15 protein-coding genes and 1 pseudogene are annotated in these 13779 nt (G+C 64.4%); 7 read left to right on the top strand and 9 right to left on the bottom strand.

What is annotated here, in order from left to right; genetic code table 11:
• Positions 1-12 precede the first annotated feature (12 nt).
• Together C448_RS08230 and C448_RS08235 are read left to right on the top strand one after the other, a co-directional pair.
• Positions 13-903 carry a coiled-coil protein gene (locus C448_RS08230; protein ID WP_004053769.1) on the top strand — a complete coding sequence of 297 codons (891 nt, stop codon included), beginning with the start codon at positions 13-15 and terminating at the stop codon, positions 901-903.
• A 58-nt stretch (positions 904-961) separates the two neighbouring features.
• Positions 962-1870, top strand: coding sequence for a S49 family peptidase (locus C448_RS08235; RefSeq protein WP_049916187.1), 909 nt, complete (start codon positions 962-964; stop codon positions 1868-1870).
• Positions 1871-2013: 143 nt separating this feature from the next.
• Here the strand turns inward: C448_RS08235 and C448_RS17070 are convergent.
• Positions 2014-3522, bottom strand: a pseudogene (locus C448_RS17070) (RNA-guided endonuclease InsQ/TnpB family protein); the annotation flags it as partial.
• Positions 3523-3844: 322 nt separating this feature from the next.
• Positions 3845-4087: a nucleoside deaminase gene (locus C448_RS08245; RefSeq protein ID WP_004053777.1), complete on the bottom strand. Its 243-nt coding sequence runs from the start codon at positions 4085-4087 to the stop codon at positions 3845-3847.
• Between the two features lie 87 nt (positions 4088-4174).
• Here C448_RS08245 and C448_RS08250 point away from each other — a divergent pair, with 87 nt between their 5' ends.
• The gene (locus tag C448_RS08250) at positions 4175-5317 is read left to right on the top strand and encodes a DUF373 family protein (RefSeq protein WP_004053778.1); all 1143 of its coding nucleotides are present in this window, start codon (positions 4175-4177) and stop codon (positions 5315-5317) included.
• Here the strand turns inward: C448_RS08250 and C448_RS08255 are convergent.
• Positions 5314-5979, bottom strand: a complete 666-nt coding sequence (locus C448_RS08255) for a type I 3-dehydroquinate dehydratase (protein WP_004053779.1) — start codon at positions 5977-5979, stop codon at positions 5314-5316. The genes C448_RS08250 and C448_RS08255 overlap by 4 nt on opposite strands.
• Positions 5980-6388: 409 nt before the next feature.
• On the opposite strand from C448_RS08255, the gene C448_RS08260 reads away from it, so the two are divergent.
• Both C448_RS08260 and C448_RS08265 read left to right on the top strand, forming a co-directional pair.
• A complete protein-coding gene (locus C448_RS08260; protein ID WP_004053780.1) occupies positions 6389-6685 on the top strand; it encodes a DUF5789 family protein in 297 nt (98 codons plus the stop codon).
• A 73-nt stretch (positions 6686-6758) separates the two neighbouring features.
• The gene (locus C448_RS08265; protein WP_394294946.1) at positions 6759-7355 is read left to right on the top strand and encodes a CPBP family glutamic-type intramembrane protease; all 597 of its coding nucleotides are present in this window, start codon (positions 6759-6761) and stop codon (positions 7353-7355) included.
• A 6-nt stretch (positions 7356-7361) separates the two neighbouring features.
• Here the strand turns inward: C448_RS08265 and C448_RS08270 are convergent, their stop codons facing one another.
• The 4 genes from C448_RS08270 to C448_RS08285 are packed head-to-tail and all read right to left on the bottom strand — an operon-like array spanning position 7362 to position 10689.
• Positions 7362-8117 (bottom strand): CPBP family intramembrane glutamic endopeptidase, encoded by a 756-nt coding sequence (locus C448_RS08270; RefSeq protein WP_004053783.1) that lies wholly within the window; start codon positions 8115-8117, stop codon positions 7362-7364.
• Between the two features lie 40 nt (positions 8118-8157).
• On the bottom strand, positions 8158-9426 hold the full coding sequence (gene nreA, locus C448_RS08275; RefSeq protein WP_004053785.1) for a DNA repair protein NreA: 1269 nt from the start codon (positions 9424-9426) through the stop codon (positions 8158-8160).
• Between the two features lie 60 nt (positions 9427-9486).
• Entirely contained in the window at positions 9487-9684 is a 198-nt protein-coding gene (locus tag C448_RS08280; RefSeq protein ID WP_004053787.1) for a hypothetical protein, read from the bottom strand.
• 39 nt (positions 9685-9723) lie between these two features.
• Positions 9724-10689: a transcription initiation factor IIB gene (locus C448_RS08285; RefSeq protein WP_049916188.1), complete on the bottom strand. Its 966-nt coding sequence runs from the start codon at positions 10687-10689 to the stop codon at positions 9724-9726.
• A 150-nt stretch (positions 10690-10839) separates the two neighbouring features.
• Between C448_RS08285 and rnhA the strand changes: the two genes are divergently transcribed.
• Both rnhA and C448_RS08295 read left to right on the top strand, forming a co-directional pair.
• Positions 10840-11430 (top strand): ribonuclease HI, encoded by a 591-nt coding sequence (gene rnhA, locus C448_RS08290; RefSeq protein ID WP_004053789.1) that lies wholly within the window; start codon positions 10840-10842, stop codon positions 11428-11430.
• Positions 11423-11971 carry a DUF7108 domain-containing protein gene (locus tag C448_RS08295; RefSeq protein WP_004053790.1) on the top strand — a complete coding sequence of 183 codons (549 nt, stop codon included), beginning with the start codon at positions 11423-11425 and terminating at the stop codon, positions 11969-11971. Before rnhA ends, C448_RS08295 begins: the two co-directional genes overlap by 8 nt.
• A 1-nt stretch (position 11972) precedes the next feature.
• Here the strand turns inward: C448_RS08295 and C448_RS08300 are convergent, their stop codons facing one another.
• Both C448_RS08300 and C448_RS08305 read right to left on the bottom strand, forming a co-directional pair.
• The gene (locus tag C448_RS08300) at positions 11973-13211 is read right to left on the bottom strand and encodes an RNA-guided endonuclease InsQ/TnpB family protein (RefSeq protein WP_049916189.1); all 1239 of its coding nucleotides are present in this window, start codon (positions 13209-13211) and stop codon (positions 11973-11975) included.
• 160 nt (positions 13212-13371) lie between these two features.
• Complete coding sequence (locus tag C448_RS08305) at positions 13372-13722, bottom strand: PadR family transcriptional regulator (RefSeq protein ID WP_004053794.1); 351 nt, start codon at positions 13720-13722, stop codon at positions 13372-13374.
• Between the last annotated feature and the right edge of the window lie 57 nt (positions 13723-13779).

Consider the following 13779-nt stretch of genomic DNA (forward strand, 5'->3'; position numbering starts at 1 on the left):
AGTAACAGAACCATGGCAAGCACGATCGATCAATCCGAAAACGTCGAACTGACCGACGACGACCTCGAAAGCGACTCGAAAGGACAGCTCATCAAACTCGCCGGCAAGCTCCGCGACCGGCGCAACGACCTGAATCAGGCAGCCTCCGAGCGCGCCGACAAGCGCGACGAGCTCAACGCGAAGACACGAGAGCAGGTCGACCTCGCACAGGAACACCGCGAGAAACGCGACGAGCTCAACGAGGAGGTACAGGAGCACAAACAGAAGCGCAACGAGCTCAACGCCGAGGCCAACGAACTGTTCGACGAGGTCGACGAGCTGAAAGGCGACCTCGAACTCGACGAGGGGAAGGATCTCGACGAGCTCGAAGAGGAAATCGAGAAACTCGAATTCCGCCAGCAGACCGAGGTACTCTCGACGGAGGACGAGCGCGAACTCATCGAGAAAATCGAGAACAAACGCGAGCAGTATCGCGAGCGAAAGGAAGCGCTCGACGACACCGATGGGCTCGAAGAGGTCAAAGCCGAGGCCGAGGAGATCCGTGCCGAGGCCTCCGAGCACCACGAGAAGGTGACGGAGCTCGCCGACGAGGCCCAGGAGCACCACAACCAGATGATCGAGGCCTACCGCGAGGCCGACGACGTCCGCGACGAGGCCGACGAGTGGCACGAGAAGTTCGTCGATGCCCAGGAAGCCGCCGACCGCCACCACGAGGACTTCGTCGAGGTGCAAAAGCGCCTGCGCGAGATGGACAAAGAGGAGGAAGAGGAGCGCAAATCCGAGCGCGACAAGAAGCGCGAGGAGGCCGAAGCCGAGGCCGAGGAGATCTACGAGCAGTTCAAGCAGGGCGAGACCCTCGACACCGAGGACCTGATGAAACTGCAGAAAGCCGGCAAGCTCTAGATACTACGATCGTCGCCACGAGCGAACGATTCATCCGCCGCGCGCCCGACGAGTGGGTATGCCGACCGATTCACGAGCGACATTCATGAGAGCAGCCATCGGCGCGAGCGCGGGCGCTGGCATCTGGGGGACGGTCAAACGGCTCCGCGCGCAGGCGAAAAACGGATATAATACGGTCGAAGTCGCCGTCGAGGGGCCCATCTCCCGCGAGGGAAGCCGTCTTCCGAGCAGCAGCCAGCGTTCGATCCCGGCGGACAAGATCGTCGAGCAGATCGAGCGCGCCGACGAGGACCCGAACGTCGAGGCGCTGGTCGTCAAGCTCAACACGCCCGGCGGCGAGGTCCTGCCGAGCGAGGACATCCGGCTTGCGGCCGAGCGTTTCGACGGTCCGACGATCGGCTACGCGACCGACACCTGTGCGAGCGGTGGCTACTGGATCGCCGCCGGCTGTGACGAGCTCTGGGCGCGCGAGGCGAGCGTCGTCGGGAGCATCGGCGTGCGCGGCTCGTCGGTCAACGCGAAGGGGCTGGGCGACAAGCTCGGGCTCGACTACCGCCCGAAGACCGCCGGCGAGTACAAGGACGCTGGCTACCCGCTCAAAGAACCCGAAGAGCAGGACGACGAATATCTCCAGGGGCTCGTCGACGACTACTACGAGACGTTCGTCGAGCACGTCGCCGAGGGCCGCGGGCTCGATGAGGAGACGATCCGCGAGACCGAAGCCCGGGTCTATCTCGGCACCGACGCCATCGACAACGGGCTCGTCGACGAGCTCGGCACCCGCGAGGACGTCGAGGAGCGCATCGAAGAGCGCCTCGGCCACGACATCGAAATCGAGGAGTTCACGCCCGAGCAGAGCCTGATGGAGCGCATCAGAAGCCAGTCGCAGGGTGTGGCCTACGCGTTCGGTGCGGGCGTGGCCGATTCGATCGGTGTCGACGACGAGTTCAGTCTGGAACTCAGATAGCGAGCTACTCGATTATTCGTTCAGCTCCTGCCAGTGCTCGTAGACCGAGAGAGCCTCGTCGTCGGCCTCGTCGGCGTGGATCAATGGAAGGTTCCGGTCCTCCCAATCTTTCTCGTACTCGTCGTGAACGGACCCTGCGGTCAAGCCGCGGGGCTTCCCGCTTCGACGACGCGCTTTGCATCCACTCGAACTCGAGTGAACGCAGGGAGCGCAGTCTGCACGGGCGTTGATTCGGAGCATCCCGCCCCTATCTGTTCGAGACCTCTGTCGAGAATATTCTTNAGTGAACGCAGGGAGCGCAGTCTGCACGGGCGTTGATTCGGAGCATCCCGCCCCTATCTGTTCGAGACCTCTGTCGAGAATATTCTTCGCCGCGTTCAGGTCACGGTCTTCCTCGTGACCGCAGGCCGGACACGAGTGTTCGCGCACCCACAGCGGCTTGTCGGTCTTCACACCGCATCGGTTGCACTCCTTCGTCGTATTCCGAGGATCGACCGACACGATGTGTGTTCCGTGCAGATCGGCCTTGTATTCAAGGAGCGAGAGGAACTGCGACCATGCCGCATCCTGTTTGTTCTTCGCCGACTGTGAAGTTTCGAGCATCGGCTTCACATCGAGGTCTTCGACGCACACCACCTCGTACTCGGTCACGAGCCACGAGGTCAGCTTGTGCTGAAAGTCGAGGACTTTCCGTTTGATGTGGCGTCTCGCTGTCGCCACCGCCCGCCGCTGTTTCTCCCAGTTGGCCGACCCGTGTTCTTTTCGGTCGAGCGACCGCTGTTCGCGCGCATAGCGGTCGTATTCGTCGGAGAGGGCGAGTGATTCGACCGAGCAGTCATCGGACGTATGGATGTACGAGAGGATGCCGAGATCCACGCCCACGCAGTCGTTACGGTCGATCTCCTTCGGGTCGGGCTTCTCGGGTTCGTCGGCCTCGATGACGAACGTGGCGAACCACTCGCCGGTGGTCTCCTTCTTGAGAGCGACCCNCAGTCGTTACGGTCGATCTCCTTCGGGTCGGGCTTCTCGGGTTCGTCGGCCTCGATGACGAACGTGGCGAACCACTCGCCGGTGGTCTCCTTCTTGAGAGCGACCCGTTTGATATCATCCGTTTCCGGCAGGCTCCGGTGGGTGCGAATGGGCATATCGCCGATCTTCGAGAGGTGAAGGGTTGCATATCCGTCCCGGCCCGTGTTGTGATCCACGTCGTAGCCCTCGGACTGATACGCAACCGAACGAAAGTCACCCGCNAGGTGAAGGGTTGCATATCCGTCCCGGCCCGTGTTGTGATCCACGTCGTAGCCCTCGGACTGATACGCAACCGAACGAAAGTCACCCGCGCCCTGCCATTTGAGCCGTCCGACCTTCCGCCCGTTCTGCCGATGTTCCTTGAGGACGGTCAGGTCGCGGTGGATCTGCGAGACGGTCTGTTGGGCGGCGTGCGCCGAAACTTCCGCGAAAATCGGCCACTCACGCTTCCAATCGGTAAGTTTCGAGTGCTGGTCGTAGGCACTCGGTCGGTCGTTCCACTCGGCGTGATAGTAGTCACGCACCGCGTGATTCCGTATCTGGCGGTGGATGTCGATGTGCCGCCACGCCTCGCTCACCGTGGGATCGTCGGGATACGCACGGAAACGAAGCGTGAGATCCATCGACTAGTCCAGGCCTTCTCGGATGAGGTCGCCGTAGGCACGCGGCATCCGAAGCCCGTGTTCCTCGGCGTACTCGGTCGCTCGCTCGATGTCTTCGTCGGTGAGGTCNGGTCGCCGTAGGCACGCGGCATCCGAAGCCCGTGTTCCTCGGCGTACTCGGTCGCTCGCTCGATGTCTTCGTCGGTGAGGTCGACGCGAAGGTGTCGATGTTCCATATCCGTTACAGATTCAGTTAGCATTTTCGCACACATAAATGCGTCGGACATCCGTTGAGCTTACGCGATTCACCCGCGGGATCAAGCCCCGCGGCACTCTCGCTGCACTACCTGTAGGCGTCACAGCCTGAGAGGTCCTCGCTGCCGACACGTTTACAGGCCTGCTCGATGGCCACCGTTTCGGCGTGGGCCACGGGGTTGTTGGTCTGGGCGACGAGGTTGGGGCTCTCGGCGAGGATCTCGCCGTCGCGCACGATGAGGCAGGAGAAGGGTCGTCCGCCGTCCTCGACGTTCTCGCGGGCGATCTCCAGCGTTCGGTCGACGAACTCGGGGTCTGCAGTGGTGGACACGGACAAACGACGTCGGCCGGAGCCATGGATGTTCGCCAACCGGCACCATCGCGGGTGTTTTCATGGCGGGGTCGTGAACAGTGAGCCGTGAGTACGCTCGTCGTCTGTATCGACCGCGGCGAGACCGTCGCCGACATCGCGGGCGAGCTGCCGGTGGTCGGCGAGCAGGCGGTCCGCTCGCTCGTCACCGACGTGGGGCTCGCCGACCCCGAAAGCAGCCGCGTGAACTGCCTGCTCGAAGGGCTGCGCCTCGCCGGCGAGCTTCGCGACTCGGGCGCGGAGCCGGTGGTCGCGGTCGTCTCGGGCGTCGACGACTCGGTCGATGCGGACCGAGATCTCGCCCGGCAGATTGAACGATTGCTCGCCGACCGGTCGATCGAGTCGGCGGTCGTCGTCACCGACAGCACGGCCGAGGAGCGCGTCGTCCACGTCGTCGAGAGTCGGGTGCGCGTCGATGCCGTCTCGCGGGTCGTCGTCCGACAGGCCCGCGATCTCGAATCGGCCTACTATCTCCTGAAGCAGTTCCTCGCCAACGAGGAGCTCCGACAAACGGTGTTGGTACCGATCGGTGTCGCGCTGCTCGCGGTGCCCGTGTTGGTGGTGTTCGCACAGAGCCTGCGGGCCGCCGTCGCCGCTGTCGCCGCTCTCACCGGTCTGTTCGTCCTCTACAAGGGGTTGGGTGTCGACGACGCGCTCGCGGCGCTTACCGGTGGGGTGCGCGATGGGCTCTACACCGGGCGGCTCTCGGTCGTCACGGGTGTGATCGCCGGCGGGTTCGCGCTCGTGGGCCTGGTCGTGGGAGTCATCAGCGCTTCGCCGCTCGCGGGTGAGGCGAGCGCGCTCGTGACGGTCATGGCGTTCCTGTTCGACAGCGTGCCGTGGCTGACGGCGGCGGGGCTGACCGCGAGCACCGGTCGGGCGATCGACGAGTGGCTGCACAGTAGTCGTGTCGGCAACGCCACGCTCAACCTCCCGTTCGTGCTGGCGGCGGTCGGGCTCGTCGTCCGAGGGTTCGGGGCCTACTTCTTGGAACGCGCCGGCATCATCGACCCGTTGCGGATGCCGGCGACGAGTCTCGGCGTCGTCTCGATCCGTGGGTTCACGATCGGCGGTGATGCCCGACTCGTGGCGTTCGTGATCGCCGGCGTGTTCGTGAGCCTGCTTGGTGTCGTCGTTGCGATGCGGATGGGCGAGAGTAGTGCCGACGAACGCACGGAGAGCGTCGACTAGTCGAGGGTGTCGAGCAGTCCGGCGAGCGTCGCGAGGTCGTACTGGCCGGGTGCGGTCGCTCGGTCGGGATCGACCGGTGCGTAGGCGATGCGCGAGCCGTAGAGGGGGGCGATAGCCCGCGAGTGGCCGCCGACCGCGTCCATCGCCATCGTCGCCACGCGGTCGCCGCGCTCCGTGCGGGCGTGTGTGGCCGCGAGCAGATCGAGCACGTCGCCCGGGTCGGTGGCCGTGACGGCGAGTTTCGCGACCGTACCGTACTCGCTTGCGCGCGTTAGGGTGTTTTCCATCGCCGATCGTGATGGCGTCGCGTCGAAATCGTGTGTCGAGACGATGCAGTCCGCGTCGTGGTCGCGGGCCTCGTCGGCGAGCCATTCCTCGTCTGTGATCGTCGCCAGTTCGACGTCGATCGCCGCGACGGTCGGGAACTCGGCAGCGCGCGAGAGTGTGTCGAGTCGATCGGAATTTTCGGGAGCTTCTCCACCCTCTTCGATCGTTCGATTGGTCGCGATCAGTGGGAGTTCGCCGTCGTAGGTCGCGAGTGCGTCGAGTGGGTCGTTGGCGAGGTCCATGCGGAACTCGACGGCGTCGGCGTGGGCGCGGGCGGCGGGTTCGTCGCTCAAATCGGCGGTGGCCGCCGCGAGCACGAGCGAGTCGAAGTCCATGCCCGCCCTCGGCCCGAGCGGGCGAAAACTTGTTCGGCTCGTGTGGCCTACAGCTGCGGTGCGGTCGCGGCGCGGCCGCGGCGGTGGCGGCTGCGGAGCGGTTGCGGTGCGGTGCCTGGCGGATGAAGGGCGAGGGACGCGAGCGACCGTAGGGAGCGAGTAGCGAACGGAGTGAGCGCGCCCCGAGGGCTTCGGCGGTGCTGTGCGGTTGGCAGCTGCGGTGATGTGATGGTGGAGAGTCCACGCGAGCGTAGCGAGCGTGGTTCGCCGTGAGCGAACGAGCGGAGCGAGTGAGTGAGCGGTTCTTTTTAGTCCAGGTTTTTGCGAGGAGTGGTTCGCGCTCTGCGCGAACCCGACGAGTAAAAAAGTGGTTCGTAAAACACAAAGCGGGCCGTCACGCGGTGTTCGTATGGCCGATGACGAAGCCGACGAGGAAGCGGATGAGGGACCGGTCGTCGAGCTGGGCGAGGGGCCGTCCGTCGAGGGCGTGCCGCTGGCGCGCGTCGCCTCGCGGCTGACGTGGGGGATGGAGCATTCGACGGTCGAACAGCGCGTGGGTGATATCGAGATCCGGACGCCGGATGGGCCGACCAGCCTGAGCGACGTGCTCGTGGAGGTCGACGAGCCGTACTTCGAGCGCCGTCAGGAGTTCGAGGAGAGCGTGCGCGAGGTCGTCGGGGCGGGGCCCGTTCAGACCGAGGAGTAGGGTGGATCGCTCGTCGGGGCGGCGGTGGGTCGCGCTCGCATTGCTGTGGGGTGCGGTGCTCGCGATCGCGTGGATGGCGCTCGAACGCAGCACGAGCACGGCGCTGTGGGCGCGGGTCGTCCGTGACGGGCTGCTCTATCTCGTCGGGCCGGCGGCGCTCGCGCGGCTATACGGCCGACGGCTCGGCTGGCGTGTCGATCGGCGCGCGCTGCGGAACACCCTTTTGCTCGCGCTCTTTGTGTTGCCGTTCTATCTGGTCGGCTCGTCGTTGCCGACGGTGCGGGCGTACTACCCGATGTGGAGCGTCGCGCCGACCGTGTCGTCGTTCGTTCCCCATGCCGTCGGGCAGTTCGTCGTCGTGCTCGCCGCCGAGACGTACTTTCGCGGATTGCTCTGTGTCGGCGTGCGCGAGATCGGGTTCAAGAGCGTGTTCATCAGTCCCGTCGTGTATGCGCTCCAGCACGCGAGCAAGCCGCCGATCGAACTACTGTTGTCGGGGCCCACCGACGTGCTCTTCGGCGCAGTCGATTATCAGAGCCGGTCGATCCTCCCTTCGGTCGTCGCCCACGGGTTCGGGCTGACGCTGCTCGATTGGCTCGTGCTCCATCCGCCGCTGCTCGCGCCCGAACGGGTTGCGGGCTGGCTGCGATGGCTCCCGGTACCGGTGTGAGATCGATCAGAAGAGTACGTTGACCGGGAGGTCCGCTTGGAGAACGAAATAGAGCAGCGTGAACAGCGTCGCGTTGTACGCGCCGTGGATGAACGCCGGTACGACGAGGTTGTCGGAGAACTCGTAGGCCGCGCCGAAGACCAGGCTCGGCAGAAAGAGCACCGTGATGGTCGCCAGTCGCCCGCCGACGCCGCCGGTCAGGGACTGAAAGTGGATCGCGGCGAAGACGGCGCTCGCGAGCATCACACCGGGGACGGGGCCGAACGATTCCCGGAGTCGCCCCTGGACGATGCCACGGAAGAGCAGTTCCTCGCCGGGACCGATGATGACGAACGAGGCGGGAATCAACAGGAGCAGCAGCTCGGGGTTCTGGGCGGCGATCTGCCCGACCTGATTTTCCGCCGGCTGGACCCCCACGACCGTGAGCAGTATCGATCCGACGAACTGCGCGATGAGCGCCAGCGCGTAGCCGCTCAGCGCCGTAACGACGTCTCGAAGCGACGGAACGTCGATACCGAGATACGTCCGTCCGAGACCTCTGAATCGAAGATACAGCAGGGCAGCACTGCCGAAGGCGATCCCCTGCCCGGTTACCAGGGAGATGACCAGCAGCGCCAGTGCACTGAGTTCGATATCGAGGAACGCGAGCGAGCGCACGATCGCCCTGCCGAGAACGGACGCAACCCCGATACCGAGACCCCCAACGGCGAGCGCGACGACGAGGGCGCGCACGCGACCGGTCTGCTCGCCTGTGGCACTCATACGTCGTTTCGAGTGGCCGGGGGCGAAAGGATTCCGCCTTTCAGTTGCCGAACGCCGACAGACTGGACTGGACACCCGCCGCGAGCGATGACTTTCGGCGGAGGCGTGCAAGCGAGATCGGCAGTTGGGGTTCGAGCTGGCGGAGGGCATCCCCGAACGACTCGGCCGTGCCCGACTCGCCGTCGAAGGCGTTTCGTACCGACTCGCGGACCTGCCACACACCTGTGGGTCCCCAGTAGTCGGGCGTTACGTGGCGCACGACGAGCACCGACGCCTGTCGGCCACGCTCGACGAGCTGTTCGAGCACGCCCAGTCGGGCGGCGTAGTACGCGCCGGCGGTCTCGTCGACGTAGGACGTCCGGCCCTCGTGGCCCTCGCGGTCGGCGGCGAGTATCATCCCTCGCTCGGGGGCGGGGTTCCAGACGCTGCCGGGAGCCTTGCACTCCACCAGCTCGAACTCCCAGTTTCCCGGCGCGAGCAGGATCCAGAAGCGGTTGCCGAGATACTCGTTGTAGAACAGCTCGGGTTTGTCAACCGCCGTCGCGTTGCGGATCTGCCCGCGGAGGAACTGTCCAACGGTGTCGTCGACGGCGGTGATCGACCAGCGCGTGGGGACGAGCCGGCGGTTCTCACCTTCGCCGAGCGCGCCGGCCGAGAGGATCGTGTTGATGTCGTAGACGTCGAAGCCACGATTGTAGAGGTAGTTCATCGCACCCTCGGCGTGCCAGTCGTCGTCTTCGAGAGTCTTCTTGACCGGGCGCGGGACGTGTGGGTTCTCTGTCAGCGTCGCGCTCTCGGCCCGTGCACGCGGCCCGGTCGGCGAGGTGACGTCCCCGGCCGACACGGAGAAATCCACGTCGAGCGAGCTGTCGAGCCCGATCTCGACGTCGACGGGTCTGTCGGCGATGGCGACCTCGCGCTGCGTTCCCAGAAAGCCGTTCCAGGCGTCGGCGACGTTCGTCACGCTGGTCGTTTTCGCGGTGTTCACGAGCCCCGTGCGGTGCTGGAAGACGTCCTCGATCGAGAAGTCCCGATCGTACCAGTGGCCACCCGTCTCGAAGTCGGCGGCGCGTTCCTCGTGACCGACGGGCGAGAGCATGCCCGTCGAAACGTTCGGGTACGAGGAGCGACCGACGAAGATGGTGGGTGAGGTGCTGCCGAGCAGCGCGTCGTCGGAGACCCGCTGCTCGAAGTTCGTCTCGACGTCATCGAGGTAGTCGGTGATGGCGTAGGATTTCTCGGCCGCCAACTGCCGGCGCTCGGCGCGCTCGTCGCGCTCGATCTCCTCGAAGTATTCGTCGAGCCGCATCGAGTGAATCGAGGGCTCTCGGACGCATCAACCCTCGGATGGACGAAGACGACCCCTTCGTCACGTTGCCTTCGAATTCCCGGTCAGCCCGAATCCAATGGCGCTCCCGACTGCGGCACCGACGAGCGTGACGGCAGTGACCCAGATGGGTTGACTGTCGTAAAATCCGAGCCAAAAAATGAAGAGTCCACTGATGAGCGCACCGATCATACCACCACCGAAGCCCGTTAGCATCGCCCGCAACGTCGCTTTATCCATGTGTTCACGATTCGCCGCGTGCAAGTAGGTGGTTCGGTCCTAGCTGTGAATGCCCATCGCCTCGATCTGCTCTTGATACCGGTTGCGGATCGTCACTTCGGTGACCTGGGCGACGTCGGCGACCTCGCGTTGGGTCTTCTTCTCGTTGCAGAGAAGGGAAGCGGCGTAGATCGCCGCGGCGGCGTAGCCGGTGGGTGACTTTCCCGAGAGCAGACCTTCCTCGGCGGTCGTCTCGATGATGTCGTTGGCCTTCGCCTGAACCTCTTCGGAAAGGGTGAGCTCCGAACAGAAGCGGGGAACGTATTTTTTGGGGTCGACAGGGCGCATTTCGAGGGCGAGTTCCTGGGACACGTACCGATACGTCCGCCCGATCTCCTTGCGTTCGACGCGCGACACTTCCGAAATTTCCTCCAGGCTTCGGGGGATGCCCTCCTTCCGACAGGCCGCATACAGCGCCGAGGTGGCGACGCCCTCGATCGAGCGCCCGCGGATGAGGTCGTCGGCGAGCGAGCGCCGGTAGATGACCGAGGCGACCTCGCGTACCGACCGTGGAACACCCAATGCAGAGGCCATCCGGTCGATCTCCGAGAGCGCGAACTGGAGGTTGCGCTCGCCGGCGTCCTTCGTCCGAATGCGCTCTTGCCATTTGCGCAGCCGGTGCATCTGCGAGCGCTTCTTCGAGGAGATCGATCTCCCATATGCGTCCTTGTCCTTCCAGTCGATCGTGGTCGTGAGCCCCTTGTCGTGCATCGTCTGGGTGGTCGGCGCACCCACACGGGATTTCTGCTGGCGTTCGGCGTGGTTGAACGCTCGCCATTCCGGGCCGGGATCGATGTTCTCCTCCTCGACGACCAGCCCGCAGTCCTCACAGACCAGCTCGCCACGGTCGGTGCTCTTGGCGAGATTGTCCGAATCACACTCCGGACAGCGGCGTACCCCCTCGTTTTCGTCGTCCACCTGCTCCGGTTCGGCCTGACGCTCCCGCTGACGAGTGGACCGTGTCATTGCACTTTTATAGTAGTATCCTCAGAACGTATAAACTCTTGGGGGCGAACGGTTGATATTCGACCCATCGGATCGCCACCGCTCGTCCGATAGTGCTCCCGATGACCTCGTATCGCAACCGCTATGCGACCGCTACGGCGAGTGTCGGCAATGCCGGTCATCGAGTGTGACGTCGATCAGGCCCGCGAGCGTCTCGAATCCGCCGGGGTCGCGATCGAACCGGGCAACACCGATCACGAACGCTGGCGAGCCGTCGGTGAGGAGGCGACTGCCGTCGCCTACGACGGAAAGGTCGTGATACAGGGCGCAACACCGGCCCGTCTCGAAGGGTTGCTCCGGGGGGACGGCGGGCGCGCACACTGCTATTTCGACGGCGCGTCGCGTGGCAACCCCGGCCCGGCGGCCATCGGCTGGGTGATCGTCGACAGCAGTGGCATCGTCGCCGAAGGTGGCGAGCGCGTCGGTGAGACGACCAACAACCGCGCCGAGTACGACGCGCTCACCCGGGTGCTCGAACGCGCCGCCGACTACGGGTTCGACACTGTCGAACTCCGTGGTGACTCACAGCTCGTCGTCGAGCAGGTCAAGGGTGCATGGCAGACCAACGATCCCGCGCTGCGCGAGCGCCGGGTGCGGGTGCGCGAGCTGCTCGAACGGTTCGACGACTGGTCGATCGAGCACGTCCCGCGCGAGGCGAACGAGCGGGCCGACGCCCGCGCAAACGAGGCCTTCGATGAGTGAGCTTCCAGAAGCGGTCGTCGACGAGGCCGAACGACTCACGCGGCTGGCACGCACCGTCACCGACGAAGACGAACGCGAGGCCTACCGCAAGCGCCGCCGCGAACTGCTCGCCGAGCACGGCTTCCAGGTGCGCGTCCGCAAGACCGACGATACACTCGTCTGTCATCCCGACGAGTGGCTCGCCGACGGTAAGATCCGGCCCGAGCGCATCGAGGACACCGATCGGGCCGTCGAGCGCTCGCTGTCGGGGGCCGGCGATCCCGACGACTGGGAGCAGGTTGCGGCACACAACGACGCGGTCGTCGAGGCCGTCGCCGCACACGGCACGATCCACGGTGCGAACGCGCGGGCCTTCGCCGATTTCATGAGCAACCACTACGCGCGCCCAGTCGAGTCGGCGACCGAAACCGAGCGTCGGGAGTTCCGTACCGAATACTTCGTCCGGAACGCGTGGCCGACCGACGAGCAGCGCGCGGCCGTCGAGGAATCGCTGTCGCTCGCCATGGCGGAAGCCGACGCTATCGACGATTCGAACGGGTGAACTACCCCGCCCTACTCGCGCCCTGCGGGCACTCGTTGAGGGCGGGGCTTCCCTGTTCCATGACGCGACGTGCAGGAACCGGCGAAACCGTGGTTCCCACAGCGGTCGCAGTCTCCGAGGGCGTTCGTTCGGGGTGAACCACCCCTACATCATCGAAGCCGCGAGAAAGGATGTTACGGGCCGCGTTTGCGTCTCGGTCGGCCTGAAAACCGCACGCCGGACACGAGTGCTCACGCACCCATAGCGGTTTGTCGGTCTCGACGCCGCACCGGGAACACTCTTTGGTGGTTCCACCGGGGCGAACAGCTGCAAAGTGTGTCCCTTCGCGCTCGCACTTGTATTCGAGCATCCGGCGAAACTCACCCCATGCGGCGGACGCGGTGTTGCGGCTATTCGACGGGGATTCAAGCATCCCGCTGATGTTCAGGTCTTCGACAGCCACGAGGTCGTACTCTCGTGCGTAGTACGCCGAGACGCGGTGGAGAAAGTCCCGACGCTTCCGTTTCAGGTCGGCGTGACGTTTGGCGACGACCTTCCGCTGCTGTTCCCAGTTGTTCGACCCGTGCTCTTTGCGGGAGAGCTTTCGATGCTCGCGGTCGAGACGGTTGCGTTCGTCCGAGAGGTCAAGCGATCCGAGTGCGAACCCGTCGGTATCGTGGGCGAATTTCAGGATGCCCACGTCGATGCCGACACACTTCTCGGGATCGTCGGGTTTTGCGGGCGGGTCGTCGCCGGTTTCGATACTGATAGACGCGAACCATTCGCCCGTGGGTTCGCGTTTCACCGTGACTTGCTTTAGTGCGGCATCGTCGGGTATCTCGCGGTGGAGGGTAATCGGCACGTCACCAATTTTTGAGAGCGATAAGACAGTTCGACCGCCCGTTTCGTGGAGCTTGAAGCCGGACTGTCGGTAGGTGAATGACCGATACTCTCGCGGTGACTTCCACCGGAGGTGGCCGACGCGGTGGCCCTCCTCTTTGAGTCGGTGAAGCGTTTCGAGGTTGTCGTACAACCTCTCAACGACGTTCTGAAGCGTGCGCGAATACACGTCGCCGAGGGCATCCCACCACTCCTTGAGATCGGTGAGGACGCCGAGTTCGTCATATCGGGATGTCCCCTCAACGCGGTTCAATCGGTGGAGGAAGTGGTTGTACGCTTGCCTGCAAATATCGCGGTGCCGGTCCAACTCCTTGCGGAGAGCGTCGGGCGGCTTGAGACGATATTTGTGGGTACGGCGCACGGTGAATCGGCTTTATGTCTTGCGATTAGTAAGGGTTCTGCTTCGGACGAAAGATCAGATGATGACGGACGCCGTATCCCCTCCCTGCTCGCGCCTGCGGCGCTCGCTGAGGAAGGGGTCTTGGCGTCCTGCGTTACGGATAAAACCGCGCGAGCGGTGGTTAGTTGTCGATGAGCTCGCGGACGGTCTCGGCGCGTTCCTCGTCGGTGACGAACTTGTCGAGTGTCCAATCGAGCTGGTCGACGACCGCCTCGTAGCCGTCGTCGGTGAGCGCGTAGTCGTTGGTACGCTTGTCCCGTTCGGATTTCTCGACCAGATCCATCTCTACGAGATCGTCGAGGTTCGGGTAGAGTCGGCCGTGGTTGACCTCCGAGTCGTAGTACGATTCGAGCTGGCGTTTGATCGCAAGGCCGTACATCGGCTCGTCCGACAGGATGGCGAGGATGTTCTGTTGGAACGCCGTAAGATCGCGGGCGATACCACTGTCCTGGACCGCTTGTGCCTCTGGCATCAGCAGGAAGATGTCACCCACATATTTAATCCTTCGCAACCATAACGGACGTTGTCC

The sequence above is a fragment of the Halococcus morrhuae DSM 1307 genome, from assembly GCF_000336695.1.
GTDB lineage: Archaea > Halobacteriota > Halobacteria > Halobacteriales > Halococcaceae > Halococcus > Halococcus morrhuae.

Excerpts from the sequence above, each read along its gene's own strand:
- C448_RS08230 (WP_004053769.1), top strand. The coding sequence starts at position 13 with ATGGCAAGCACGATCGATCAATCCGAAAACGTCGAACTGACCGACGAC.
- C448_RS08235 (WP_049916187.1), top strand. The coding sequence starts at position 962 with ATGCCGACCGATTCACGAGCGACATTCATGAGAGCAGCCATCGGCGCG.
- C448_RS08255 (WP_004053779.1), bottom strand. The coding sequence starts at position 5,979 with ATGGACTTCGACTCGCTCGTGCTCGCGGCGGCCACCGCCGATTTGAGC.
- C448_RS08260 (WP_004053780.1), top strand. The coding sequence starts at position 6,389 with ATGGCCGATGACGAAGCCGACGAGGAAGCGGATGAGGGACCGGTCGTC.
- C448_RS08265 (WP_394294946.1), top strand. The coding sequence starts at position 6,759 with ATGGCGCTCGAACGCAGCACGAGCACGGCGCTGTGGGCGCGGGTCGTC.
- C448_RS08270 (WP_004053783.1), bottom strand. The coding sequence starts at position 8,117 with ATGAGTGCCACAGGCGAGCAGACCGGTCGCGTGCGCGCCCTCGTCGTC.
- nreA (WP_004053785.1), bottom strand. The coding sequence starts at position 9,426 with ATGCGGCTCGACGAATACTTCGAGGAGATCGAGCGCGACGAGCGCGCC.
- C448_RS08280 (WP_004053787.1), bottom strand. The coding sequence starts at position 9,684 with ATGGATAAAGCGACGTTGCGGGCGATGCTAACGGGCTTCGGTGGTGGT.
- C448_RS08285 (WP_049916188.1), bottom strand. The coding sequence starts at position 10,689 with ATGACACGGTCCACTCGTCAGCGGGAGCGTCAGGCCGAACCGGAGCAG.
- rnhA (WP_004053789.1), top strand. The coding sequence starts at position 10,840 with ATGCCGGTCATCGAGTGTGACGTCGATCAGGCCCGCGAGCGTCTCGAA.
- C448_RS08295 (WP_004053790.1), top strand. The coding sequence starts at position 11,423 with ATGAGTGAGCTTCCAGAAGCGGTCGTCGACGAGGCCGAACGACTCACG.
- C448_RS08305 (WP_004053794.1), bottom strand. The coding sequence starts at position 13,722 with ATGCCAGAGGCACAAGCGGTCCAGGACAGTGGTATCGCCCGCGATCTT.